Genomic DNA, 24852 nt, shown 5'->3' with positions numbered 1-24852 from the left:
CGCTTGGATGCAGGCTAGCACGAGGAAACGCGCAACCAAGGAGGCCGAAATGCCCGACACTCTCGATCCGATCCCGCCGCGGGAGACGGGCCCGATGCCGACCGGGGCCGACCTGAAGGCCGAGGCCGAGGCATTGTCCGAGCTCCTGCGGCTGCGCACCCTGCCGTTCGGCATGAAGCTGTTCGAGGACGCTGCCGAGATGGAGGCGATCCAAGGCTTGCGCAAGCCGAACGAGGGGCGCGGCTTCACCACCTGCCAGCTGGTCACCCAGGTGCGCACCGCCGGGTTCACCCTCGGAATTGTGCGTGACAACCTGCGCCCGAACGCCAGCTGCGGCGCCAATATTGGGCTGGAGCCGGTGCCGGAGAAGCTGTCCTCGGGCGAAAACATGACCGGGGTGTGGTTCGAGAACCGCGAGGCTGCCGCCGCCCACCAGGCTCAGATGCCGCGGGTGGCTGCAGGCCGATACTCCGGGCTGGCGGCGTCGCCACTGCGCTCCGGCCGGCTCGACCCGCCGGACATCTGTCTGTTCTACGCCACACCCGGCCAGATGATCCTGTTCATTAATGGCCTGCAGTACCGCTCCTACCGCCGCTACGACTTCCAGGTGACCGGCGAGAGCGCGTGCGCCGACAGCTGGGGCAGGGCGCTGGCGACCCGTGAGACCAGCCTGTCGATCCCGTGCTACGCCGAGCGCCGCTATGGCGGGGTCGCCGACGACGAACTGCTGATGGCCTGCCCGCCCGATGAGTTCGTGCGCGGCGTCGACGGGTTGCGGGCACTCGCCAAGAACGGACTACGCTATCCGTACCCGCCTTACGGTGCTTTCGCCGATCCGTCGGCCGGCATGTCGAAGAGCTACGGCTCGCGGTAGCGGTCAGGGACCGAACATCGTAGCAAGGCCGATGACGGCGCCCAGCAGCAGGACGACCAGCAACAGCTTGGTGCCGATGCGGCGGGTCGGCGCCGGAGCGCCATGCTCCTCGGCTCCAGCCGCGCCGATGTTCGAACGGACGGTGTGCGCGGCCGGGGCGCGGTCCTCGGCGGCGCGATCCGGTGTGTGCGGTGCATCGGTCATGGCGTCCCCGCTGATCGTTTTCGACGAGCGATGTCCCGTCGGTGGATTGGGGGAACGCCTGGGGAGCGGTGTTGTTCCCATGTCCGTTTGGTTGGTTTCAGGGCCCGGTAAGAAGTTTCCGGACTGTGCCGTGCAAGCTGGCGCTGGCTGACGCAACGATTGCACCGGAGCTGTGCAGGGTCAGCGCATCGCCGTTCCACGCCGTAATCGCGCCGCCGGCGCCTTCGACAACCGGGACCAGGGCGCAGATGTCGAACGGGTCAAGGTTCGGGCCGTTGACGACGATGTCGACCGCGCCGCGCGCGAGCGATGCGTAGCCGAGGCAGCCGGTGTCCCAGACGTTCCAGCGTGTTGCCTCGCGCAGGCGCTGGATGCCCGGATCGTGGGCGGCGTCAAATGCATCCGGGTCGGCGATGGCGGCGACAGTCAGGGCAACATCGGTCTTGCCGCTGGTCGTCACCGCTCGACCGTTCAGCCAGCAGCCTTCACCGACGATTCCCAGCGTGCGTTCGCCGGTCAGCGGCTGCTCGATGATGCCGAGCACCGGGCGTTCATTGCGACAGAGTGCGATCAGCACCCCGAAGGTCGGCAGGCCGGCGGCGAAATGCTTGGTGCCGTCGATCGGGTCCAGCACCCAGACGTACTCCCGGTCCAGGCCCTCGGGTCCGAACTCCTCGCCCAGCACGCCATGATCCGGCGCTTCACGCGCCAGGATCTCGCGCAGAGCCTTCTCGACCGCCCGGTCGATGGCGGTGACAGGGCTGCCGTCCGACTTGATGTCCATGGCCAGCCGATCCCGCCCGTCGCACACGATGGTTCGGGCGGTGTCGGCCAGATGCTCGGCGAGATCTCGCACGCTGGATGGAGTGCTCATGCCCGGGCATCCTCCAGGATCATCGCCGAGCCCTTCTCGCCGATCATGATCGCCGCCGCGTTGGTGTTGCCGGAGACCAGGGTCGGCATGATCGAGGCGTCGACCACCCGCAGGCCGGGTACGCCATGGACCCGCAGGCGGTCGTCGACCACGGCCTGTCCGTCGGTGACGGGACCCATCTTGGCGGTGCCCACGATGTGGTAGAGGGTCTGGCCAGTCTGCCGTGCATAAGCCTCGAAATCAGCGTCGGAGGCGCAGTTCGGTCCCGGCGTCATCTCGAAGGCACGGTACGGATCCAGCGGGGCGGCTTCGGCGATCTGGCGGCCGATCTTCATGCCTTCCACGATCGCCGCGACATCGACCGGATCGGACAGGAAGTTGCCGCGGATCGACGGCTGCACCGACGGATCGGCCGACTTGATGTGTATGCTGCCCTTGGATTCCGAGCGCAGCGGGCAGACGGCCAGGGTCATGCCCGGCTCCTTCTCCAGCTTGCGGGTGGCGGCATCGGCGTAGCTGGCGTGCGCCAGGTGGAACTGCACGTCAGGGGTCTCCAGCTCCGGCCGGGTTTTCACGAAGCCGAAGATGATGCCCGCTCCGTAGCCGAGCACTCCCTGGCCCGTCAGCCCCCAGCGGATCACCTCTCGAACCAGATTCGGCCCGCGTGTCAGTTCGTTCAGGGTGATTGGCTTGGTGACCCGCCAGCGCATCCGGGTGCCATAGTGGTCGCGATAGTTCTCGCCGACGCCGGGCAGGGCGTGGCGAACCTCGATGCCCTGGCGCTTCAGGACCTCGGGAGCGCCGATACCGGACAACTCCAACAGTTGCGGCGATTGCACCGCGCCGGCTGCCAGGATGACCTCCCGACCCGCCCGGGCCTCGCGCTTCTGACCGTCGACGGTGTAGGAGACACCCACCGCACGGGCGCCGTCGAACAGCAGGCCGGTGGCGAACGCGCCGGTCTCGATGGTGAGGTTCGCACGCGTCTTCACCGGGTGCAGGAAGGCCTTGGCGGTACTGACCCGCCGGCCGCCACGGGCGGTCAGTTGGTAGTAGCCGAAGCCCTCCTGGTCGCCGTTGTTGTAGTCGGCGTTGCGCGGATAGCCCCGGGCTTCCGCCGCATCCACGAAAGCGTCCAGCAGTTCGTGTCGTTCGGTGGTCTCGGTAACGCCCAGCGGTCCGTCGGTACCGCGGGAATCATCGCCGCCATTGGTATACGTTTCCGACTTGCGGAAGTAGGGCAGCACCGACTCGTACGACCAGCCTCGGTTGCCGAGCTGGCTCCAGGTGTCGTAGTCGAGCGGCTGGCCACGCACGTACAGCACACCGTTGATCGCGCTGGATCCGCCCAGGGTCTTGCCGCGCGGTGTGGCGATCGGCCGGTTGCCGGTGCCTTCCTCCGGCTCGGTCACGAAGCCCCAGTTGTAGGTCTTGCTGGTCAGCAGCTTGTAGAAGCCCACGGGCATTGGAATCCAGAAGCTGCTGTCCTTTGGCCCGGCCTCCAGCAACAGGACCCTGTAGCGGCCATTCTCGGTCAGGCGGTTCGCCAACACGCATCCGGCCGAGCCGGCGCCGACGATGATGTAGTCCCAGGTCGCGTCGGCGGCCATCGCCAGGGTCTCCCTTGATCTCTGATTTTTCTGGTCGGAGTGTAGTCGATGCGCGATCCGGCGAAAGCAGGATCGCGTTCCGAGGTTCCTAATGATAGGAGGTTTGAGGCGAGACAACGGTTCGTATCAGGTGAAGGGCCGACGATGCCGCTACCCAGTTTTGCGCCGGTCTTAGTCGAGCAGGCATTCTCGGCGCATCAAGTGAGCGAGCTACGCGCGGCGATGGACGCCTGCCGACCGTTCATGAGCGATCTGCAGAATCGCGCCAACTCGATCGGTTTCGACCAGCTACGCCGTCGCAATGAACCTGCGCCACTAACGGCGGTGATCGGAGCGTTCCTGAACTCCGGGGCCCATGACTTCGCCGCCGAGCAGTTCCCCGACGGTTACTGCTTTTTGCTGTGGAACTGTTCGTTCCGCTACCACGATCCGGCGTCGACCAAGAGTCATTTGGAGATGCACTTCGATGCCAGTTTTCTGGGGCTGGGTGGCAAAGTTTACAACGTCTGGGTTCCACTGGATGACCTCGGGAACGGCGTTCCAGGTTTGACCTTCCTCAGCCCAGAGGCGGACCCGTTGAAACTCTACAGGGTCTGGCGTGCCAAGTACGATGCGCGGACTGCCAAGCACGGGCCGGGGGCGGCCGTCGACATCTTCTTTGATCGGCGGATGGTCGAACGGATATACGAGAACCTCGGTGACGGGGCCTTCGTGTCCCCGCGAATCAAAGCCGGTGGATTCATCGCGTTTCACCAACTGGTCGCACATTCTACCGAAGTTGTTCAGAAGGCTCCGAAGCCGCGGGGATCGCTGGAGTTCCGCATTGCCGGTATTCGAGCCCTCCCCGATGTTTACCGAAAACGGGATCTCTGGGCCGCTGTGGTGCAGATCGATGACGCCGGTCGTCGGAGCGTGCGCATCGTTGAAACCAGTGAACTGGCTGCTGAGGCGGGAGCTCACACCGCCTGACCGGCGGCATGGCCGGATGCCCAGGCCCATTGGAAATTGAAGCCGCCGAGATGGCCGGTGACGTCAACCACCTCGCCGATGAAGTACAGGCCCGGGACGGCCTTCGCTTCCATGGTTTTCGACGACAGTCCGTCGGTATCGACACCTCCCAGGGTGACCTCGGCGGTGCGATATCCCTCAGTGCCGTTTGGCGCCACGCGCCAGCGGTTGATCCGGTCGGCGACGGTCCGCAGTCGCTTGTCGCTCAAGTCGGCAAGCCGGCCGTTCACGCCGACTTCTTCGACAATACGCTCGGCCAGACACTTCGGGACGATGCCGGCGAGCGCGGTGCCCAGTTCGCGTTTCGGGGAGTCGATGCGCGCGTGCTTCAGCGTGTTGAACACATCGATGCCCCGTGCCAGATTGACCTCAATCGTCTCACCGTCGCGCCAGTACGATGAGATCTGAAGGATCGATGGTCCACTCAGCCCTCTGTGGGTGAACAACAGTCCTTCGGCGAACCGCGTCTTCCCGAAAGCCACTTCGGCATCGACCGAGACACCGGAGAGATCCTTGCTCCACTCCAGTATCTCCGGGCCGAAGGTCAGAGGAACCAACGCAGCGCGCGGTGGGATCACGGCCAAGCCGAAGTGGCGGGCGATGTCGTAGCCGAACCCGGACGCCCCCATCTTCGGGATCGAAGGGCCACCGGTCGCCACCACCAGCGCCGATGCGCGGAACGTCCCGGTGTCGGTGCTGATCGAGAACCGGTCGTCCGGCTTGGCCGTTCCCGTGACGCGCTGGCCAAGCCGGATTTCCACGCCGGTGGCGGCGCATTCCGCCAGCAGCATGTCGATGACCTGCTGGGCCGATCGGTCGCAGAACAACTGGCCGAGTGTTTTCTCATGCCATGCGATGCCGTGAGCGTCGACCAGCCGGATAAAGTCCTGCGGGGTGTAGCGGCGCAGCGCCGACACGCAGAACCGAGGGTTGTTCGACAGGAAGTTGGCCGGGGTGGTGTGGCGGTTGGTGAAGTTGCAGCGTCCGCCGCCGGAAATGCGGATCTTCTCGGCCGGCTTCGACGCCTGGTCCAGCACGACCACCCGGCGGCCACGCCTGCCAGCCTCGATCGCGCACATCAGCCCGGCAGCTCCGGCACCGAGGACCACGACGTCGGCATCGGCGCTCCCGGACCGGTTCATCGGCCGACCCGGTCGGCCGAATTCAAGCAGGAGATTACAAATGCACCAGCTGGGTAGAAACGCTGGAAAAGCGGCGCGGAATGCCTGATCCTGGGTACGGAAACCAACACAGTCGTCGATATGGCAGAGGAGACAGGGCGATGGCGACGAAACCGGTCGATCCGCGCTTGCGCAACGCACCACCCTATATCGGCTGGGTTCCGGGAGCGGTCAATCTGCTGAAGTCGGCTCCGAAGCTTCCACCAAGCAGCAATGGCGGCGCTTCCGGTAACGTTCGCTCGGCTCCGAGCGGTGGCGGTGATTGGGCGGCCCTCTCCGGCCGGGGCTGAGGAAGAAGCAGCCGGCTTCATCAGGTCGTGGCGATCGGCGCCGATGCCGCCAATGCGACTGTGCACGATCGCTAGCTCCCCGATGGCGCAGGCGTTTCGCGCTGCTTGTCCTGCCAGTCGGATGCAATCCAGACGGGTAGGTTAGCCTGGGCCAGCGGCTGCCTGCCGAGAATGATGTCCGACGCCTTCTCGCCGACCATGATGGTGGGCGCATTCAGGTTGCCGTTGGTTATGGACGGGAAGATCGAACTGTCGACCACTCGCAGGCCGTCGAGGCCGATGACCTTCAGTTCCGGGTCGACGACGGCAAGCGGATCGTCGGCCGCCCCCATCCGGCATGTGCCGCTGGGGTGGTAGGCACTTTCAACGTTTGACCTGATCCAGGCATCGACATCGATATCGGCGGTGATGCCGGTACCGGGCTGAATCTCCTCTCCACGGTAAGGGGTCATTGCAGGCTGCGCCATGATTTCGCGGGTGATCTCCACCACCCTGCGCCAATCCTCGATGTCCCGATCATCGGTCAGGTAGTTGAAGCGGATTGAGGGCGAATCCGTCGCCGCCGGTCCGCCGATCTCGACGCGGCCGCGGCTGTGCGGCTTGTTCGGGCCGACATGAACCTGGAATCCGTGACCGTCGAACGCCGCGTTGCCGTCGTAGCGCATGGCACCGGGCAGAAAGTGATACTGAATGTCGGGCCACTCGATCCCAGCGCGCGAGCGTACGAATGCGCAGGATTCGAAGTGGTTGGTGGCCCCCAGGCCGTCCCTGAACAGGATCCAGCGCAGCCCGATCAGCAGCTTGCGCCACGGCGACAGCTCGGCGTTCAGGGTGATCGGCTGGGTGCAGCGGAACTGAAAGTAGACCTCCAGATGATCCATCAGGTTGCCGCCGACACCCGGACGATCGGCTATCACGTCGATCCCGTGCCGGCGCAGCAGATCCGCCGGTCCGATGCCGGAGCGCTGCAGGATGGCAGGAGATCCGATCGGGCCGGCCGACAGGATCACCTCGCGTCGCGCCTTGGCCTGACGCATGTCCCCGTTAACGGAGTAGGCGACACCGGTCACCCGGCGGCCGTCGCTGGTCAGGCGGTGGGTGAGGGCGTGGGTCACCAAGTGCAGATTCGGCCGCTTCAGAGCCGGCTTCAGGTAGGCATTGGCGGTCGACCAGCGCACGCCGTTCTTGACGGTCATGTGCATGGCGCCAAAACCCTCCTGGCGCTCGGCATTGTAGTCGTCCGTGGCACCGTAACCCGCCTGGACGCCGGCCTCGACGAAAGCGCGGTACAGCGGGTTGCGCATGGCATTGCCGTTGTTGGTGGCGAGCGGTCCGCTGTCTCCGCGGTATTCGTTCCCGCCGCCGATCCAGGACTCGGCCCGCTTGAAATACGGCAGCACGTGTCGACCGCCCCAACCGATCGCGCCTGACGCCTCCCATTCGTCGAAGTCGCGGGCGTGGCCGCGCACATAGACCATGCCGTTGATCGAGGAAGAGCCGCCGATCACCTTGCCGCGCGGGCAATGCATCCGCCGTCCGTCCAGGCCGGGCTCCGGCTCGGTCTCGAAGAACCAATTGAACCGCTTCATGTTCATCGGGATCGACAGCGCGGTCGGCATCTGGATGAAGATCGAGCGGTCGCTGCCGCCGGCCTCCAGTACCAGGACACTGTTCTTCCCGTCGGCGCTCAACCGGTCGGCCAGGACACAACCCGCCGACCCGGCGCCGACGATCACGTAGTCGAACTCGCGGGTTTCCATCGTGCCGGGATGCCACGGCGCGTCAGGTGAGGCAAGGATGATGGGTGCGTCAGGAGACGACGGCGTCGAAGTCCAGTCCGGACAGCAGCATGGATACGGTCTCGCCGTCGTCGGACAGTGGCAGGATCAGCCGCTCTACACGGTAGCTGACGTTGCGCGTGGTCCAGAAGGTGTGCTCGGAGACATACATCGTCCTTGAGCGGTAGCAGGTCATGTAGTCGTGCAGTATCGCCTTGCGGCGGTCACCGAAATCGATCTCATCGAGGTACTGGCCGGTGTAGTCGTTGCCGTACATCTCGACGATCCGGGTGCCGACCAACCGGGCTTTCAGACGTTGAGTGCCCGGCTCGACATCGAACAGGATCAACGTCGGCAGCAGGCGCGGAATGTCCACCGGGTCCAGGTCCGCGCGCGACGGCATGGGTCGCCCGGCGCGCCGTTCGTTCCAGTAGGCATAGAGGTCCCGCAACGGCGCACTGGCGATGCTCAGGCTCGCGCGGGGTGTCAGGGTCATGCAGGAAAACCGTCCTGGCCGGCGGTCATGTCTGGGCTCCGCCGTTGGACGCGATCATCTGTCCGTTGATGAAGCCCCCGACATCGGAGCACAGGAACGCCGTCAACGCGGCGATGTCCTCGGGCGTGCCGAGCCGGCCGACCGGGATCCGGCTCTTCTGCTCGCGGATGTGGGCGGTCATCGCGGCGTCCGCATGCTCGGTGTCGATCGGCCCCGGCGAGATGGCGTTGGTCGTCACGCCGTTCGGCCCCAGTTCCTTGGCGAGCGACTTGGTCAGCCCCCACAGCCCGTGCTTGGCGACTGAAACCGGCGCCCGGCCACTGTAGCCGTGCATCGCGTTCATGCCGGTCAAGTTCACGATCCGCCCCCAGCCAGCCTCGACCATTCCGGCTCCGAACGAGCGGGCGGTGTAGAACGCGCTGTTCAGGTCGGTGTCCAGAACCCGGTGCCAGTCATCGTCGGTCATTTCCAGGAACGGCTTCTGCGGGCGGATTGCAGCATTGTTGACGACGATCTGGACGCGTCCGAAAGCGGCCAGCGCCTCTTTGGCCATTCCAGCGACGGCGTCGGACCGGCCGACATCGCCCATCACCACAAGGGCGCGACAACCGAGAGCCGTGACTTCACCGGCCACATCGTCGCAGGCCTTGCGGTCGGCGCGGCCGTTGATCACGACGTCGCAGCCTTGCCGGGCCAGAGCAAGCGCGATGGCTCGGCCGATGTTCCGCCCGGCGCCGGTGACGAAGGCAACGCGGCGAGTATCGGCCATGCCTCAAATCCTTCCCTGGATGTCTGTGTCAGACATTAGGTCCTGGCGTGCACCCTGCCAAGCTGGCCGACAGTGACATCCACGGTTGTGCAGAATATCAGGTTCACTTCCCGGCATTCGGGTAGAACAGCTGCTGGCCGCCGATCTTGTAGGCAGCGATCGCCGACTGGCCGCTGGACGACAGCAGCCAGTCGATGAACACCTGACCGTCCTTCGCCTTGACATGCGCGTGCCTGGCCGGGTTCACCAGGATGACGCCGTACTGGTTGAACAGGATCGGGTCGCCTTCGACCGTGATCGTGAAGTCACCCTTGTTCTTGAAAGAGATCCAGGTAGCCCGATCGGTCATTGCATAGGCGCCCATGCCGACGGCGGCGTTGAGTGTCGCGCCCATGCCGGAACCGGTCTCGCGGTACCAGTCGCCGCTGGCCGTGCTCGGGTCGATTCCGGCGGCCTTCCACAGCGACTTTTCCTTCTTGTGGGTGCCGCTGTCGTCTCCGCGCGACGCGAATGGTGCCTTGGTGCCGGCAATTGCCGAGAGCGCCTTGATCGCGTCCCTGCCGCCATTGATCTTCGCCGGGTCGGAGGGCGGGCCGACGAACACGAAGTCGTTGTACATGACGTCGGAGCGCTTCACGCCCCAGCCGTCAGCCACGAACTTCTCCTCGGCCGGCTTGGCGTGCACGAACAGCACGTCGCCGTCGCCGTTGGCCGCGTTCTTGATCGCCTGACCGGTGCCGACCGCGACCACCCGCACCTCGATCCCGCTGAGCTTGGTGAATTGCGGCAGGATCGACTCGAAAAGTCCGGAGTTCTGTGTCGACGTGGTCGACTGCACGGTAATGAAGCGCTCGGCCGCGGCGGCCTCCTGCAGCGGCAGAGCCAGCAGCGCCGCGGACAACAGCATCGGGCCAAGACGTTTCATGGCATCAGTCTCCCTTCGATGAATGCGGTTGCCGCGTCGCTGGACGGTTGTGCAAAGAACCGATCGGCCGGCCCGCGGTCGGCAATCCGGCCCTGGTGTAGGAACACGATCTGGTCGGCGAGGCGTCGGGCCTGGCCGAGGTCGTGAGTGACGAACGCTACGGTGGTGCCGGCTTGGTGCGCGCGACGAACCTGTTCCTCGATGGCCAGGGTCGCGGTCGGGTCGAGGTTGGCCGTCGGTTCGTCGAGCAGCAGGATTTCGGGTCTGGTGGCCAAGGCGCGAGCGATCGCCAGACGCTGTTGCTCACCGCCCGACAGGACCCGGGCCGGTGACCCGGCCAGCCGGTCGAGTCCGGCTCCTGCGAGTGCGTCCAGCGCCCGGCGGTCGCGCTCGACACGCGGCACCCCGGCGACCTTCAAGGCATAGCGCACGTTGTCGATCGCCGACCGGCGCAGCATCACTGGCTTCTGGAACACGAAGCCGAGCCGGGGCGCGCGACGTCGACCGGGCGTGCTCCCGGCCCAGGTGACGCTACCGTCGTCCGGCTCGATCAGCGCCGCCAGCACTCGCAACAACAGGCTCTTGCCCGCGCCGTTCGGGCCCATGATCACCGTCAGGGGCCCCGATTCGATCGTCAGATCCACGCCGTCAAGCAGGGTGCGTCCGGCACGACGGATGGAGATGCCGGATCCGCGGATGGGCAGCACACGCTCCGCCGGTTGCTCGCCGGCGCCGCCGGTGGCGAACTCAAGCGAAGGACGCATGTCCTGCCGTCCGGCGCAGGGCCATGACTGCGGCGTTCACGGTGATCGCCAGAACCAGGAGGATCAGGCCCAGGCCAAGCGCCAGCGCCAGGTCGCCCTTGGAGGTCTCCAGAGCGATGGCCGTCGTCATGACCCGGGTCACGTGGTTGATGTTTCCGCCGACGATGATGACCGCCCCGACCTCGGCGACGGCACGACCGAATCCGGCGAGCATGGCGGTGAGCAGGCTGAACCGGGCATCCCAAAGCAGGGTGGCCACCATTCCGAACGGACCGACGCCAAGCGCCCGCAACTGCTCGTCATACTCGTCCTTCATGTCCTCGATGGTCTGGCGGCTGACCGCCGCAATGATCGGGATCACCAGGATCATCTGGGCGATGATCATCGCGGAGGGGGTGTACAGCAGGCCGAGCGGTCCGAGTGGTCCGGCCCGCGACAGGGCAAGATACACCAGCAACCCGACCACCACCGGCGGCAGTCCCATCAGCGCGTTGAGCCCGACCAGGGCCGCGCCGCGGCCGGGAAAGCGGACAACCGCCAGAGCGGCACCGATTGGCAGGCCTATCAGTCCGGCCACCAGAACCGCTGTCAGGCTGACTCGCAGCGACAGGCCGACGATCTCGACCAAGGCCGGGTCGAGTGCCACCACCAACCGAAACGCTTCCCCGAAGGCCGAGCCGAAGTCCTGCACTGTCCTGTTCCTTCCTGTTGTGCAGGAGTCTAGACAGTGGATGCATCCTGTACAGCTCAGGACAATCAATGGGATTCAGAACAATAAAAAACATGAAAATCGACATCACGTCGTCTGTGCTACATCGATTGCGGGTCCCGGATGCGGCCCCTACAGTGCGCAAAACATAATTGGGGAGGATGACGCGATGAGCGATGACGCATTCGAAGGGTCGGTGCGCAAGTTCCTGAAGCAGGTCGGTGTGACCGGTCATCAGGAGTTGGAGAGGGCGGCCCGGGCTTCGAACACTGCGGGCGCACCGGCGGCCCGCAAGGCGCGCGCGGTCATTACCCTCGAAGGCACCGATCTCCAGCATGTCGTCGAAGCCGAGATCGTTCTGCCCGACCCGCATGGCTGAGATCACCGAGGACATCGTGTTGGCGGCGTTGCGTACCGTCGTTGATCCGTCGCGTGGCGTTGATCTGGTCAGTGCCGGCATGGTCGAAAGCGTGACGATCCGGGGCAGCAACGTCGGGTTTACCTTGATCGTCGACGCACACCGCGGTGCCGCGCTGGAACCGCTGTGCCGGCGCGCGGAAGCCATCGTCCAGGCTTTGCCGGGGGTGACCAGCGCGACCGGACTCCTGACGGCGCACTCCGCCGCCGGAACCGCACGACGGAGCGTCAGCGCACTGGCGGAGGCACAGGCTGCGGTTTCGTCCGAGCCGCTGGCCGAGTTCCGCTACGTGATCGCGGTTGCCAGTGGCAAGGGCGGGGTCGGGAAGTCGACCACCGCGGCCAATCTGGCGGTGTCGCTGGCGTTGGAAGGCCGTTCGGTCGGGTTGCTCGACGCCGACGTGTACGGCCCATCGCAGCCCCGCATGCTTGGTGTTACCGGCCGGCCGAAGCCGCTGTCCCAGGACACCGTGGCGCCGCTGGAAAACTACCAGGTCAAGCTGATCTCGATGGGGTTGCTGGCAGCCGAGGACACGCCGATCGCCTGGCGCGGCCCGATGGTGCAGTCGGCGTTGACCCAGATGCTGACCAAGGTCGCGTGGGGCAAGCTCGACTATCTGGTAATCGATCTGCCGCCGGGCACCGGCGACGTTCCGATCACCATGATCCAGCAGACCTCGGTCGATGGGGTGGTGGTGGTGTGCACGCCCCAGGACGTGGCGCTGCTCGACGCCCGCAAGGCGATCGCCATGCTGCAGCGAGCCCAGGTGCCGATCCTCGGCGTGATCGAGAACATGAGCTTCTATCAGTGCCCGGATTGCGGACGGGTCGATCACATCTTCGGGCATGGCGGGGCCGGCAAGGAGGCGCAGCGCCACGGCGTGCCGCTGTTGGGGGCGATCCCGCTGGATGTCGCGGTCCGGGAGAGTGGCGATGCCGGCACGCCCATGGTGATTGCCCGTCCGGACGGCATCCATGCCCAGGCGTTCCGTGACGCCGCCCGCGCCGTGATCCGCGCGGTCGAGGCTTCGTCATCATGACCGACGACTGGGTCGAGGCGGGATGGCCGCCGGTGTTTCCGCCGCTGCTGTCCGGCCGTGAGGTCGGTCGGGACGAGGATCCGGCGGTGGTCGCAGCCCGCGCGCTGGTCGACGGCGCCGATCCGGGGCTTGTTGCTTATGCCGAACCCGGCGACCGGCTGCGCTTTGCGATCGCCTTGGCGCCTGAGGTGCCGCTGGAGCGTGCGATGCAGATGGCGCACACCCTGATGGTTGCTATCGGCGACTCGATCGGGGCGCTGGCGCCGCCGGAGGTCGCGGTCGAGTACCGGTGGCCGACAACGATTCTCGTGAACGGCGCCGCCGCAGGGCGCATCAGGTTGGCAGCGTCGCACCGCGACCCGGGGCTTGAGCCGGACTGGCTGGTCATCGGCCTTGATCTTCGCCTGGAGGACCATGGATCGGCGGAACCGGGCGATCGGCCGGGCGAGACCACGTTGTATGAGGAAGGCAGCGGGCCGATCGCGGTGTCGCGGTTGCTGGAGTCAATGTCCCGGCACTTCCTGACGTGGCTGCGCCGGTGGGAGGAAGACGGGTTCCGGCCGGTCCACGACGCGTGGCGGGCGCGGGCCGAACCTGGGATGACCGTCGGCGGGGCGGACTTCGTTGGCCTGGACGAGGATGGCCGCGCGCTGCTCAAGGACCGGGTGGCGACGCGGGCCGACTCCCTGGCAAACCACCTCGAGGATCTGGCGCTGTGAAGCTGCTGCGGGCAGTGCGGTTCGACGATTCCGACAGCCGGGTGTTCGATTCTGCCGCCGAGGACGGCGAGTGGGCGGTGCCCGGCGGCTTCGAGTTCGCCAACGACACCGCCGAAACACTGGTCGGCAAGCGGCGCCAGGCCTTTGCCAATGGGTTCCTCGGGCTGGCGGGCTTCGGGCGCACGACGTTCGTGGCGGTCGCAACGGCCGACGACACGATCCATGCCCGGCTGGTCGATGTCTTGGCCGACCACTTCGTGGAACGCTACGGGGCACCGGACCGAGCGGCCGCCCGCCCGGTGGCGGAGCAGGAGATTGGCTTCGCCATCGAACTCTGCGAACCCTACGAGGCCGGCACAACCTTGACCGTGACCCGCGAACTCGGGCCCGATGGGGTTCGAGAGAGCTTCCGCCGGGTGGCGGCAGCCGATCCGGGCGCGGCGCAGTCGATCTGGTCGATGTTCGACGAGGATGGAACTTTCCGATGACGGTCGCACACGATTTCTGGCTCAGTTCGGGCTTCCGCCTTCTCGGGCGGGACGAGTCCGGGCGGCTGACCCCGACCTCCGCCTTCGTCGCTGCGTACTGGCGCCGGCCCGAAGTCGCGCCGGTCGAGGAGTCCTGCGACCGCGAACTGGCGCTGCATGCCACCTTGCTGGCCGATCCGATGCGCCCGGTTCCGGAAGCCGAACTGCAGGCGCTGGCCGATGCCGACGCGGCGGACAACTACCGCGCCATCCTGCGCTTCCGGGAATTTCTGCTGCGCTTCCCGTCGATCGAGGCGGCCTATCTCCACGTGGCGCGAGAGGGAGGCATCGATTTTCCCCCGATGTTCGTCGATCATCTCACCCATGTCATCCTGCGCTCGGCTCTCGACGGCACGCGCGATCCGTTCCGGGTGCGGGCTGGCGAGATGTTCTTTCGTCCGCAGCGGGTCACGTTGGGCGATGAGCGCGTCATGGTGGCCGATCTTGCCGTGGTCGACCTGCATGCGCAGTCCGGCCGGGCGTTGCAGGCCGGGGACGGCCGGCCGGCGATGGTCGATATCGATGTCCTGGGCGAGGAGGCGCGCGAGGAGTATTGGGCGCGCTCCGACGGTTTCGACACTGCCATCGACATCGCCTACCCGCAGCCGGGCCTGGACGGGCTGGCGCGGGCGCTGGAGGCCTGGGTCGCCCATCTGGCGGGGATCACCTGCCGGGTGACCCCGATGCGCCGGATCGACGACGAACGTTGGGTATGGCACATCGGGCTGGACCGGGACGCCAACGCGATCCTGAACGCGTTGTATCAAGGTCAGACGCTGGACGACGCACGCCTGCGGCAGATCGTGGCGCTGTTCAGCATGGAAATCGAGGACACCGCGACGGTGCTGGACAGCGTGGCGGGACGGCCGATCCACCTCGGCCTTGCCATGGATTCCGATGGAGTGATTCAGATGAAACCGCAGAATATCATTTCAAATCTGCCACTTAAGACATCAAACTAACCTTATGGACAAGGACGGGTCGCCCCATCCGCTGGATCGTCCCGCTGCCCGGTTGGTGGCTGTCGCGGTGATGCTTGCCGCATTCGGTGCGCTCGGCGTCATCCATCGCGACGACCTGACCGCATGGCTGGCGGGACCAGTGGTCAAGGACGACCCGTTGGCGCGCTGCATTTCCGAACACCATGGGACCATCGACAAGGGCGTGACCGATGGCATTTTCACGCCCGAACAGGCGGCCCTGTTCAAGTCCCGCGCCGAAGCGCTGTGCCGGTCGACGGTTCCGAAGTAGCCGTCAGTCCTCGTCCAACTCCCGGCCTTCGGCGCGTGCCTGTTCGTAGTCGGCGGTGGTGCGCGGCAGCCGGCGCGGCGGGCCGGCGAACGGGTTGTCCTTGCTGTGGAACTGCGTGGTGACCCGGCAGTCCTCGCACATTCGGATCAGGTTGGCGCGGTCGCCGGTCGCGAACATCCAGTGCTTGCCGGACAGCCGGGTGACGATCGCCTCGATCGAACGCTTGGTGCCGAACGGCTTGCCGCACGAGACGCACGGGTAGGGTTCATCCTCGAACACCAGTTGCGCAGAGAGTGCGGAGTCGGCGAGCGCGTAGCGCGGCTCCAGCGTGATGACCTTTTCGGGACAGGTGGCGGCGCACAGACCGCACTGCACGCAGGCATCCTCCTGGAACAGCAGTTGCGGCTTGTCGGGGTTGTCCTGCAGCGCACTGGCCGGACAGGCGCTGACGCAGGCGAGGCATAGCGTGCAGCCCTCGGTATCGACCACGACGCGACCGTAGGGAGCGCCGGCGGGCAGGGGCAACGCATCGTCGGGCGCCCCCAGGGCGGCGGCTAGGCCTTTGACCGCCAGCCGGGTGATGGCCTTCTTGCGGCCGAGCGGCACGAACGTCGCCGTTGGCAGAATGGCCGAGGGCCGGTGTCCGTACAGCGCGTCAGAGAGCGCGTCCGGATCGGGCGTGTCGAGCACCCGGACCCGGTTGCCGGCGTCGCCGAGGCCGGTCAGCAGCGCGTCGACCACGCCGATCTGCGCGTCGAGCCCGGCATAGTCGTCGGGACGGCGCGGATCGGTCAGCAGGACGACCTCCTGGAAGCCCTGTGCCAGCGCGCTCAACAGGATGTCGTGCCCGACCTGACCGACTTCATTGATGGCGAATGGGATCACGTCAGCCGGAAGGCCCCGCCCATATCGTGCCGATAATTCAATGATTTGTGATCCTGTCTTGTCGTCATGAATTAAGATGCGGGGCGCCTTGCCCCCGGCATTCCAATAGGCGCTGGCCAACGTCGTGATCCGCTGGTGCACGGACTGCACATCGGGATAGGCGTAGGTGATCGCGCTGGTCGGGCAGGCGCCGGCACACAATCCGCATCCGCCGCACAACGCGGGATCCACCGAGACGACATCACCGGCTGGCGCGATGGCGCTGGCCGGGCACAGGTCAAGGCAGCGGGTGCAGCCGGTCTTGCGGTTGCGCGAATGGGCGCACAGGCTGTCGTTCACGTTGACATAGATCGGCTTCTCGAATTCGCCGACGAGGGTCGACGCCTCCAACACGGCCGTCATCACCGCGGCGGGGTCGCGCGGGTCGGCCCGCAGGTAGCCGTCGCGCTTTTCCGGTGCCGGGAACAGCGTCGGGTCGCCGGTCAGATCGACGATGACGTCGCACTCCGACTCCGCTCCGTCGGCAGTGCGCCCGAAGCCCAGGCCGGAGCGGGCGGATGGGTTGCGCTCGGCGAACCGGTCAATCGTCACAGCAAACGCCCCGAAACGCCCGGTTGCCTGTCGGATGCGGCCGGTGACGATCGGGAAATCGACGACAGCGGGCGGAACGGCGTCGTCGGCGTCGACCAGCATGCAGGTCACCGACAGACCGTCCGACAGCTTGCGCGCGGCGTCGAGCGCCACCTGCCCGCGGCCATAGACCAGGCAGGTGCCTTCGGAGGTCAGGGTGAGGCTGCGCGACGCCGGGCTCGGTACGGTAGCCTCGGCGACCAGGGCCGCCATCTTCGGCATGGCGGCGGCGCCTTCGTCGGACCAGCCGGCGGACTCCCGGATGTTGAAGAACGACACCCGATCGCCGGCGTCATGCTCCTCGGCGACCTCGGAGAATACCGGCGCTTCCTGGGTGCAGGCGACATCGACTGGCCCCGTCGTGCCAAGGGCGTCGACGAACCGGTTGATCTCGCGGCGACACAATGCCGTGAACACGGTTCCGCCGGTGCCACCGCACGCTTTCGACAGCTTCGCGCCGTCGATGTCCATGGTCCCGCCGCAGTCGCAGATCAGGACGGTGCGATCGCCTCGCTGCATGCCGTTTGGTCTCCTCGCCTGTAAGCCTGTTGGGTTCTTCGGTCCCTTGCGATCGACACTAAAGTGTGTCGGACTCGTTGCATAGGAGTGCGCTGGCGGGACACGGTCCGAGACGGGAACATACAGTTGCAGGAACGACCGACAGGGATGGACAGGCAGGAGACGATGATGGTCGGCATCATCGTCCAGAAGCGCAGGATCAATCATCGCTGGCAGGAATGGACATGGGAGCCTGTCGGCGTGCTGCCATGGGCCGAGTCCGGTGTGCGCTGGCGGCTCCTGACCGAGGAGCCCGACCGGATTCAATACCACGCAGCCACGCTGCCGATGCACATCTACCGCTCCGATACCGAAGCCTATGTCGCCAACCTGGAGACTGGGGCGCCGGCGATCTATGTCGGCCTGCGCGAAGGCGAACCCGGGACTGATGAGTGGGACTTCGAACCGAGTTTCGTGACGGTATCGCCCTACGAGGTCCAGGATCGGCTCGACAGCGCCGAGGAGATCATCGAGCGGCTGGTTCTGCCGCCGGTGCTGTTGGAGTGGCTGGAGACCTTCGTTGCCACCCATCACCACGACACCGAGTTCGTGAAGCGTCGGCGCGACCGGGTGCGCGTGGATGTGGTCGAGGACGGCAAGGGCGACCCGCGCATTCGCCAGACCGCCGACGTGTTCCGGGCTCCGACCGCCAGGAGGCCGCGATGAACCGACCGACCCGCGACGGCGGCGACGACGGCGGGTTCCTGGCCCGTTGGTCGCGTCGCAAGCTCACGCCCAGGGAACAGCTCAAGGAAGAGCCGGACGATGCCGCATTGCCGGAACGTTCGGTGCCGGGCGTAACGGCGGCAGAAGGCCAGGATGAAGTCGACGAAGACCAGTTGTCCGATAGCGAACTGCTGGAGCGCTATGAACTGCCGGACCCGGAGAATCTGACCGTCGCCGACGACGTTTCGGTCTTCATGCGCTCCGGTGTTCCGACGCGTTTGCGGAACTTGGCGCTGGGGCGCATGTGGAAGCTGCACCCGGTGCTCGCAAACCTCGATGGACTGGTTGAGTACAACGACGACTACACTGATGCGGCGACCGTGATACCGAATCTGAAGACCACCTACCAGGTCGGCCGGGGGGCGGCCGCCTACCTGCAGGATGCACTGGAGAAGGCTAAACTCCTGGGCGAGTCCGAGGAGTCGGAAGGCACTGGGATTGATGCCGACGATGTCGCGCTTGTGGATGAGAAGGATGGTGACGCGCCGGCATTTACCGATGAGGCGGCCTCCGAGCCGGATGCCGAGCAAGTGCAGCCGGCGGAACGTCCGGCCGAAGAGGCGGTCGTCCGCCGCCGTCACATGGTCTTCGCCGCCCCGGGACGTGACGACCAGGACTGAACTCACGGGCATTTTAACAATAAGATCTGGCGAGGCGTTGAAATTAGCTTAAGATTGTACACAACCGCTGGCCGAATGAATCTGGGACCGCGGAACGAACAGATGGGAGGGATGAGTGTCGGCCACTGCCGAAACGTTTGATCCCGATGCGACCCCGGTGTCCGAGGAGGACGCGCTGCGAGCCAATGTCTATGACATGCTTGCGGCGGTGTTCCGGCGTGAGCCCGAGCCTGCGCTGCTTTCAGAACTGACGCGGTTGAAGGGCGACGATACGCCGTTGGGGCAGGCGTTCGCGGAGTTGGCGACCCGCGCCCGGTCCACCAAGCTCGCGGCGGCCCGGCGGGAGTACAGTGACCTGTTCATCGGTCTCGGCCGCGGCGAACTGGTGCCGTACGGCTCTTTCTACCTGACCGGGTTCCTGAACGAGAAGCCGCTGGCGGTTCTTCGGGACGACATGGCGCGCCTCGGAATCGTCCGGACCGAAGGTGTGAGCGAGCCGGAAGATCATATCGCTTCGCTGTGCGAGATGATGGCGGGCCTGATTCGTGGCCGGTTCCTGGAGGCGGCCCCGGTCAAGCTGCAGCGCGCGTTCTTCGAGCGCCATCTTGCGCCGTGGACGGGGCATTTCTTTGCTGATGTCGAAGCCGCGAAGTCTGCGGATCTCTATCGACCGGCCGGCATGATCGGTCGGTTGTTCATGGAGATCGAGACGGCGGCGTTTGCCATGGAAGAGTGAGTCTGGTTGCCGGCAAAACCCGGCGGCAACCGTGTGAGGAGGAGTGAGACATGAAGGATCGGAAGGACGACCAGAAAGTCTCCGCACGCCGTGATTTCCTGAAGCTGTCCGCGCTTGGCGTGGCAGCGGCAGGGACCGCGGCGGCCATCCGGCCGACGGCGGTCGAGGCGGCGGAACCAAGCGGAACGGGCTATCGCGAGACCGCCCACATCCGGACTTACTATGAGACCACCCGTTTCTGAGTTCAGGAACGGGGTGACCGGTTTCGCTACATCCTGAGGACTTAATTCAGGGATGGTGCAAGGAGGGATTGGAAATGCTTAGGAAGAAGGCTAGCGAGGTAGCGTCACGCCCTCGTCTGTCGACTTTCGCTGCCAAGACCGCGGAGAAGACCTATGACCGCCGGAGTTTCCTCCGGAGTTCCGGTCTTGCCGTAGGCGGCCTTGCCGCCGCGACGGCTTTCTCTGGCGGTTCGGTCCGCAAGGCCGAGGCAGCGGCGGCAGGCAAGGGCGCGGTCGAGGTCATCAAATCGGTCTGCACGCATTGCTCCGTCGGCTGCACGGTGATGGCCGAGGTTCAGAACGGCGTGTGGATCGGGCAGGAGCCCGGCTGGGACAGCCCGTTCAACCTGGGTGCCCACTGCGCCAAGGGCGCGTCGGTGCGCGAGCACGCGCACGGCGAGCGCCGCCTGAAGTACCCGATGAAGATGGTCGGCGGAAAGTGGGAGCGGGTCTCCTGGGAAACCGCGATCAACGAGATCGGCGACAAGATGCTCGAGATCCGCGAGAAATCGGGTCCGGACTCGGTGTACTGGCTTGGCTCGGCCAAGCACAGCAACGAGCAGTCCTATCTGGTCCGCAAGTTTGCGGCCTACTGGGGTTCCAACAACGTCGACCACCAGGCGCGTATCTGCCACTCGACGACTGTCGCCGGCGTAGCCAACACCTGGGGCTACGGCGCGATGACGAACTCCTACAACGACATGCACAACAGCAAGGCCATCTTCATCATCGGCGGCAACCCCGCCGAAGCGCATCCGGTCTCGCTGCTGCACGTCCTTAAGGCCAAGGAGCAGAACAACGCTCCGCTGATCGTCTGCGACCCGCGCTTCACCCGCACCGCGGCGCACGCCGACGAGTACGTGCGGTTCCGGCCGGGCACCGACGTTGCCCTGATCTGGGGCATCCTGTTCCACATCTTTGAGAACGGCTGGGAGGACAAGGAGTTCATCCGCCAGCGCGTCTGGGGGATGGATCAGATCCGCACCGAAGTGAAGCGCTGGACGCCCGAGGAGACCGAGCGGGTCACCGGCGTGCCCGGCTCGCAGCTGAAGCGGGTTGCCCGCCTGATGGCCAACAACCGTCCCGGCACCGTCGTGTGGTGCATGGGCGGCACTCAGCACACCAACGGCAGCAACAACACCCGCGCGTACTGCGTGCTGCAGCTGGCCCTTGGCAACATGGGCAAGGAAGGCGGCGGGACCAACATCTTCCGCGGCCACGACAACGTGCAGGGCGCTACCGATCTGGGCGTGTTGCAGAACACCCTGCCGGGCTACTACGGCTTGGCCGACGGCGCCTGGAAGCATTGGGCCCGGGTCTGGGGCGAGGACTACGAGTGGCTGGCTGGTCGCTTCAAGTCCAAGGAACTGATGAACGCCGACGGCATTCCGGTTTCGCGCTGGTTTGACGGTGTGCTTGAAGCCAAGGAGAACATGGACCAGCCGGATAACATCCGGGCCATGGTGTTCTGGGGCCACGCGCCGAACTCACAGACCCGCCTGAAGGATATGAAGGCGGCCATGGAGAAACTCGACCTCCTGGTCGTGATTGATCCGTATCCGACTGTGTCGGCGGTTCTGCATGACCGCAAGGACGGCGCCTACCTGCTGCCGGCCTCGACCCAGTTCGAGACCTACGGCTCGGTGACCGCGTCGAACCGGTCGCTGCAGTGGCGCGAGAAGGTGGTTGCTCCGCTCTTCGAGTCCAAGCCCGATCACAACATCGCGTATCTGTTCGCGAAGAAGTTCGGGTTCGAAGACCGGATGTTCCGCAACATCAAGGTCAACGGCGACGAGCCGCTGGTCGAGGACCTGACGCGGGAGTTCAACCGCGGCATGTGGACGGTCGGCTACACCGGGCAATCCCCGGAGCGGCTGCGGCTGCACATGGCCAACCAGGCGACGTTCGACCGCACGACGCTGCGCGCGAACGGCGGTCCGGCTGACGGCGACTACTACGGCCTGCCATGGCCGTGTTGGGGAACGCCGGAGATGAACCATCCGGGATCGCCGGTGCTGTACAACACCTCTCGGTCGGTGGCCGATGGTGGAATGGGCTTCCGCGCCCGGTTCGGCGTGGAGCGGAACGGCGACAACCTGCTGTCCGATGGCAGCTGGCCGGTTGGCTCGGAGATCGAGGACGGCTATCCCGAGTTCACGATGGCGATGCTTCAGAAGCTCGGCTGGGATGTCGACCTGACCGACGATGAGCGCAAGGCCATTGCCGAAGTCGGTGGCGAGAAGGCCAACTGGAAGGTCGACCTGTCGGGCGGCATCCAGCGGGTCGCCATCAAGCATGGCTGTGCCCCGTATGGTAACGCCCGGGCGCGAGCGGTCGTGTGGACGTTCCCGGATCCGATACCGACCCACCGCGAGCCGCTGTACACCCCGCGGCGCGACCTGGTGGCGGACTATCCGACCTACGACGATCGGAAGTTCATGCGGTTGCCGGTGCTGTACAAGTCGATCCAGGACAAGGACTTCGCGAAGGATTTCCCGATCGTCCTGACATCGGGTCGACTGGTCGAGTACGAGGGCGGCGGCGACGAAAGCCGGTCGAATCCCTGGCTCGCCGAACTCCAGCAGGAAATGTTCGTCGAGATCAATCCGCGCGACGCCAACAATCTCGGCGTTCGGGACGGTGAGATGGTCTGGGTGCACGGTCCGGAAGGGGCGAAGGTGAAGGTTGCGGCAATGGTGACCGAACGGGTCGCCAGCGGCGTGGCGTTCATGCCGTTCCACTTCGGCGGGCACCTGGAAGGAAAGGACCTGCGGAGCAAGTATCCACAGGGCGCCGATCCGTATGTCCTCGGCGAGTCATCCAACACTGCGCAGACCTACGGCTACGACGCCGTCACGCAGATGCAGGAGACGAAAGCCACCCTCTGCCGCATCGAACGAGCGTAAGGGAGACGCGATATGGCACGCATGAAGTTCCTGTGTGATGCCGAGCGCTGCATCGAATGCAACGCTTGCGTCACCGCCTGCAAGAACGAGCATGAAGTCCCCTGGGGGGTCAATCGGCGCCGGGTCGTCACCATCAGTGACGGCAAGCCCGGCGAGCGGTCGATCTCGGTCGCCTGCATGCACTGCTCAGACGCACCGTGCATGGCGGTCTGCCCGGTGGACTGCTTCTACGAGTCCAACGAAGGCGTGGTCCTGCACTCCAAGGACCTCTGCATCGGCTGTGGCTACTGCTTCTACGCTTGCCCGTTCGGGGCTCCGCAGTACCCGCAGGCCGGCAACTACGGCTCGCGCGGCAAGATGGACAAGTGCACGTTCTGCGCCGGTGGCCCGGAAGTGGACAACTCGTCGGCCGAGTTCCAGAAGTACGGCCGCAACCGGCTGGCCGAGGGCAAGCTCCCGCTGTGCGCGGAGATGTGTTCGACCAAAGCCCTGTTGGCTGGAGACGGCGATACGGTGTCGTCGATCTTCCGCGAGCGGGTGGTTGCCCGTGGCTTCGGATCGGGCGCTTGGGGATGGGGCACGGCCTACGGGCTGAAGGGCTCCTGATCGAAACCGGGGGGCGCGTTGTCCTTGGTGGAGGATGCGCCCCCTGTCCATCACGCTGGTTGCATACCAGACGACCCTGCCGCCGTGGGATCACCTCTTGCGGCGGGGTCGGTCTGCTTGTCGGATGGGACGGTTACGATGAAGGCAAAGCACGGCAAAATCGCGATGGTTATGGGTCTGGTCGCGCTGGCAATGCTGGCCGGATGCCGAGAGGATGAGCAGGATCGTCCCCTGAGCTATTCGAAAGGGACCTACCAGGGCAAACCGGATACCGCTTTGCCGGACGAAACGCTCGGCGCCTTGCGTCAGCGTGCACAGATCCAGAGCTACTACTGACAACGACGATCGCCTCGGGTGCGGATAGCGCCTGGCGCAACGGAGGCGGGATGGCCATGATCGCTCGACGCATTGCGACGGTACTCGCACTTTTGGCTGTGCTGGTGACCGCATCGGTCACCGTCATGCACGTGCCGGCTGTCGCCCAGACCGATGGCAAGGTTCCCGGCGAGACGCTCGGCGCGAACTCCGATGCCGATTTCTGGCGGCAGATCCGCCAGGGTACCCAAGGTCAGGTCTCGATTCCGAACAACCAGTCCGGCGTGCTGATACAGTCAGAGGGCGACAACTGGCGCGCGGTCCGCAATGGTCCACTCTCGACTTATGGCGCCTGGGCGCTGCTCGGCGCGGTGATTGCCGTCGCCGGGTTCTTCGCGATCCGCGGCCGCATCCGGGTTCACGACGGGCCGTCAGGCGTCACGATCGAGCGCTTCAAGGCGATCGAGCGGTTCGCGCACTGGCTGATGGCCGGCTCATTCGTGATTCTTGGGCTTACCGGGTTGAACATTCTCTATGGGCGCTACGTGCTGAAACCGGTGATCGGGCCGGATGCGTTCGGCGCGCTGACGCTGTTCGGCAAGTACGCTCACAACTATCTCGCCTTCGCCTTCATGATCGGTCTGGTGTTGGCGTTCGTCCTGTGGGTCGCGCACAACCTGCCGCACAAGAGCGATCTCGTCTGGCTGGCCAAGGGCGGGGGCATGATCGGCTCGGCGCATCCGCCGGCACGCAAGTTCAATGCTGGCCAGAAGATCCTGTTCTGGCTGGTGATGCTGGGCGGTCTGTCTATCAGCATGTCGGGCATTTCGCTGATGTTTCCGTTCGAACTGCCGCTGTTCGCCAAGACATTCGCTGCCTTGAACATGGTCGGATTCGACCTGCCGACCAATCTGACGGCGATGCAGGAAATGCAGCTTGGTCAACTCTGGCACACCGTCATGGCGGTGTTCCTGATCGCGATCATCATCGCCCACATCTACATCGGGTCGCTCGGCATGGAGGGCGCGTTCGACGCCATGGGAAGCGGGCAGGTCGATGTGAACTGGGCGCGCGAGCACCATTCCCTGTGGGCCGAGGAAGTCGAAGAACGTGAAGCCGCCCGTCGTCACAGCGCTGCGGAGTAGGGTGGCAG

28 protein-coding genes are annotated in these 24852 nt (G+C 65.6%); 17 read left to right on the top strand and 11 right to left on the bottom strand.

From position 1 onward, the window contains the following. The first annotated feature begins 49 nt into the window (after positions 1-49). The gene (locus RIC54_RS01670) at positions 50-874 is read left to right on the top strand and encodes a DUF169 domain-containing protein (RefSeq protein ID WP_350095234.1); all 825 of its coding nucleotides are present in this window, start codon (positions 50-52) and stop codon (positions 872-874) included. A 3-nt stretch (positions 875-877) separates the two neighbouring features. Here the strand turns inward: RIC54_RS01670 and RIC54_RS01665 are convergent, their stop codons facing one another. From RIC54_RS01665 to RIC54_RS01655, 3 genes are all read right to left on the bottom strand, one after another. Continuing rightward, positions 878-1078, bottom strand: coding sequence for a hypothetical protein (locus RIC54_RS01665; protein ID WP_350095231.1), 201 nt, complete (start codon positions 1076-1078; stop codon positions 878-880). 97 nt (positions 1079-1175) lie between these two features. Next, positions 1176-1952, bottom strand: coding sequence for an inositol monophosphatase family protein (locus RIC54_RS01660; protein WP_350095228.1), 777 nt, complete (start codon positions 1950-1952; stop codon positions 1176-1178). Further along, complete coding sequence (locus RIC54_RS01655) at positions 1949-3562, bottom strand: GMC family oxidoreductase (protein ID WP_350095225.1); 1614 nt, start codon at positions 3560-3562, stop codon at positions 1949-1951. Before RIC54_RS01655 ends, RIC54_RS01660 begins: the two co-directional genes overlap by 4 nt. 48 nt (positions 3563-3610) lie before the next feature. Between RIC54_RS01655 and RIC54_RS01650 the strand changes: the two genes are divergently transcribed. Beyond that, a complete protein-coding gene (locus RIC54_RS01650; RefSeq protein ID WP_350095222.1) occupies positions 3611-4531 on the top strand; it encodes a phytanoyl-CoA dioxygenase family protein in 921 nt (306 codons plus the stop codon). On the opposite strand, the gene RIC54_RS01645 is transcribed toward RIC54_RS01650, so the two are convergent. Further along, entirely contained in the window at positions 4519-5712 is a 1194-nt protein-coding gene (locus tag RIC54_RS01645; protein WP_350095219.1) for a BaiN/RdsA family NAD(P)/FAD-dependent oxidoreductase, read from the bottom strand. The genes RIC54_RS01650 and RIC54_RS01645 overlap by 13 nt on opposite strands. Positions 5713-5852: 140 nt before the next feature. Between RIC54_RS01645 and RIC54_RS01640 the strand changes: the two genes are divergently transcribed. Further along, a complete protein-coding gene (locus tag RIC54_RS01640) occupies positions 5853-6041 on the top strand; it encodes a hypothetical protein (RefSeq protein WP_350095216.1) in 189 nt (62 codons plus the stop codon). Positions 6042-6112: 71 nt separating this feature from the next. Here RIC54_RS01640 and betA read toward each other — a convergent pair whose 3' ends face one another. From betA to RIC54_RS01610, 6 genes are all read right to left on the bottom strand, one after another. Beyond that, entirely contained in the window at positions 6113-7801 is a 1689-nt protein-coding gene (betA, locus tag RIC54_RS01635; protein WP_350095213.1) for a choline dehydrogenase, read from the bottom strand. Positions 7802-7850: 49 nt separating this feature from the next. Beyond that, positions 7851-8315, bottom strand: a complete 465-nt coding sequence (locus tag RIC54_RS01630; RefSeq protein WP_350095210.1) for a PAS domain-containing protein — start codon at positions 8313-8315, stop codon at positions 7851-7853. A gap of 25 nt (positions 8316-8340) precedes the next feature. After that, complete coding sequence (locus RIC54_RS01625) at positions 8341-9084, bottom strand: SDR family NAD(P)-dependent oxidoreductase (RefSeq protein WP_350095207.1); 744 nt, start codon at positions 9082-9084, stop codon at positions 8341-8343. 103 nt (positions 9085-9187) lie between these two features. Next, entirely contained in the window at positions 9188-10009 is an 822-nt protein-coding gene (locus RIC54_RS01620; RefSeq protein ID WP_350095204.1) for an ABC transporter substrate-binding protein, read from the bottom strand. After that, entirely contained in the window at positions 10006-10773 is a 768-nt protein-coding gene (locus RIC54_RS01615) for an ABC transporter ATP-binding protein (RefSeq protein WP_350095201.1), read from the bottom strand. Before RIC54_RS01615 ends, RIC54_RS01620 begins: the two co-directional genes overlap by 4 nt. Next, positions 10757-11464, bottom strand: coding sequence for an ABC transporter permease (locus RIC54_RS01610; protein ID WP_350095198.1), 708 nt, complete (start codon positions 11462-11464; stop codon positions 10757-10759). Before RIC54_RS01610 ends, RIC54_RS01615 begins: the two co-directional genes overlap by 17 nt. A gap of 187 nt (positions 11465-11651) precedes the next feature. Here RIC54_RS01610 and RIC54_RS01605 point away from each other — a divergent pair, with 187 nt between their 5' ends. From RIC54_RS01605 to RIC54_RS01580, 6 genes are read left to right on the top strand one after another with little or no spacing between them, the layout of a single operon-like run. Further along, positions 11652-11861, top strand: a complete 210-nt coding sequence (locus RIC54_RS01605) for a DUF6494 family protein (RefSeq protein WP_350095194.1) — start codon at positions 11652-11654, stop codon at positions 11859-11861. Further along, positions 11818-12939: an Mrp/NBP35 family ATP-binding protein gene (locus RIC54_RS01600; RefSeq protein WP_350095191.1), complete on the top strand. Its 1122-nt coding sequence runs from the start codon at positions 11818-11820 to the stop codon at positions 12937-12939. The genes RIC54_RS01605 and RIC54_RS01600 overlap by 44 nt, the downstream gene beginning before the upstream one ends. Next, positions 12936-13658 (top strand): biotin/lipoate--protein ligase family protein, encoded by a 723-nt coding sequence (locus RIC54_RS01595; protein WP_350095188.1) that lies wholly within the window; start codon positions 12936-12938, stop codon positions 13656-13658. Before RIC54_RS01600 ends, RIC54_RS01595 begins: the two co-directional genes overlap by 4 nt. Next, positions 13655-14146 carry a DUF6505 family protein gene (locus tag RIC54_RS01590; protein ID WP_350095185.1) on the top strand — a complete coding sequence of 164 codons (492 nt, stop codon included), beginning with the start codon at positions 13655-13657 and terminating at the stop codon, positions 14144-14146. Before RIC54_RS01595 ends, RIC54_RS01590 begins: the two co-directional genes overlap by 4 nt. Next, positions 14143-15147 (top strand): DUF6352 family protein, encoded by a 1005-nt coding sequence (locus tag RIC54_RS01585; protein WP_350095182.1) that lies wholly within the window; start codon positions 14143-14145, stop codon positions 15145-15147. The genes RIC54_RS01590 and RIC54_RS01585 overlap by 4 nt, the downstream gene beginning before the upstream one ends. A gap of 4 nt (positions 15148-15151) precedes the next feature. Beyond that, positions 15152-15436, top strand: coding sequence for a hypothetical protein (locus RIC54_RS01580; RefSeq protein ID WP_350095179.1), 285 nt, complete (start codon positions 15152-15154; stop codon positions 15434-15436). A gap of 3 nt (positions 15437-15439) precedes the next feature. On the opposite strand, the gene RIC54_RS01575 is transcribed toward RIC54_RS01580, so the two are convergent. After that, complete coding sequence (locus RIC54_RS01575) at positions 15440-17470, bottom strand: 4Fe-4S binding protein (protein WP_350095176.1); 2031 nt, start codon at positions 17468-17470, stop codon at positions 15440-15442. 168 nt (positions 17471-17638) lie between these two features. Between RIC54_RS01575 and RIC54_RS01570 the strand changes: the two genes are divergently transcribed. From RIC54_RS01570 to RIC54_RS01535, 8 genes are all read left to right on the top strand, one after another. Further along, positions 17639-18175 carry a DUF3305 domain-containing protein gene (locus tag RIC54_RS01570; RefSeq protein ID WP_350095173.1) on the top strand — a complete coding sequence of 179 codons (537 nt, stop codon included), beginning with the start codon at positions 17639-17641 and terminating at the stop codon, positions 18173-18175. Next, complete coding sequence (locus RIC54_RS01565) at positions 18172-18855, top strand: DUF3306 domain-containing protein (protein ID WP_350095170.1); 684 nt, start codon at positions 18172-18174, stop codon at positions 18853-18855. Before RIC54_RS01570 ends, RIC54_RS01565 begins: the two co-directional genes overlap by 4 nt. A 115-nt stretch (positions 18856-18970) precedes the next feature. Continuing rightward, a complete protein-coding gene (locus tag RIC54_RS01560) occupies positions 18971-19591 on the top strand; it encodes a TorD/DmsD family molecular chaperone (RefSeq protein ID WP_350095167.1) in 621 nt (206 codons plus the stop codon). A 50-nt stretch (positions 19592-19641) separates the two neighbouring features. Beyond that, on the top strand, positions 19642-19833 hold the full coding sequence (locus RIC54_RS01555; protein WP_350095164.1) for a ubiquinol-cytochrome c reductase iron-sulfur subunit N-terminal domain-containing protein: 192 nt from the start codon (positions 19642-19644) through the stop codon (positions 19831-19833). Positions 19834-19907: 74 nt separating this feature from the next. Continuing rightward, positions 19908-22778 carry a formate dehydrogenase subunit alpha gene (locus RIC54_RS01550; RefSeq protein WP_350095161.1) on the top strand — a complete coding sequence of 957 codons (2871 nt, stop codon included), beginning with the start codon at positions 19908-19910 and terminating at the stop codon, positions 22776-22778. A 12-nt stretch (positions 22779-22790) separates the two neighbouring features. Beyond that, positions 22791-23384 carry a formate dehydrogenase FDH3 subunit beta gene (gene fdh3B, locus RIC54_RS01545; protein WP_350095158.1) on the top strand — a complete coding sequence of 198 codons (594 nt, stop codon included), beginning with the start codon at positions 22791-22793 and terminating at the stop codon, positions 23382-23384. 138 nt (positions 23385-23522) lie between these two features. Next, a complete protein-coding gene (locus RIC54_RS01540) occupies positions 23523-23720 on the top strand; it encodes a hypothetical protein (RefSeq protein WP_350095155.1) in 198 nt (65 codons plus the stop codon). A gap of 50 nt (positions 23721-23770) precedes the next feature. Continuing rightward, entirely contained in the window at positions 23771-24844 is a 1074-nt protein-coding gene (locus RIC54_RS01535) for a formate dehydrogenase subunit gamma (protein WP_350095152.1), read from the top strand. The last annotated feature ends 8 nt before the right edge of the window (positions 24845-24852 follow it).

Source organism: Thalassobaculum sp. (assembly GCF_040219215.1).
Lineage (GTDB): Bacteria > Pseudomonadota > Alphaproteobacteria > Thalassobaculales > Thalassobaculaceae > Thalassobaculum_A.
This window is presented reverse-complemented; position numbering and strand designations above follow the sequence as displayed.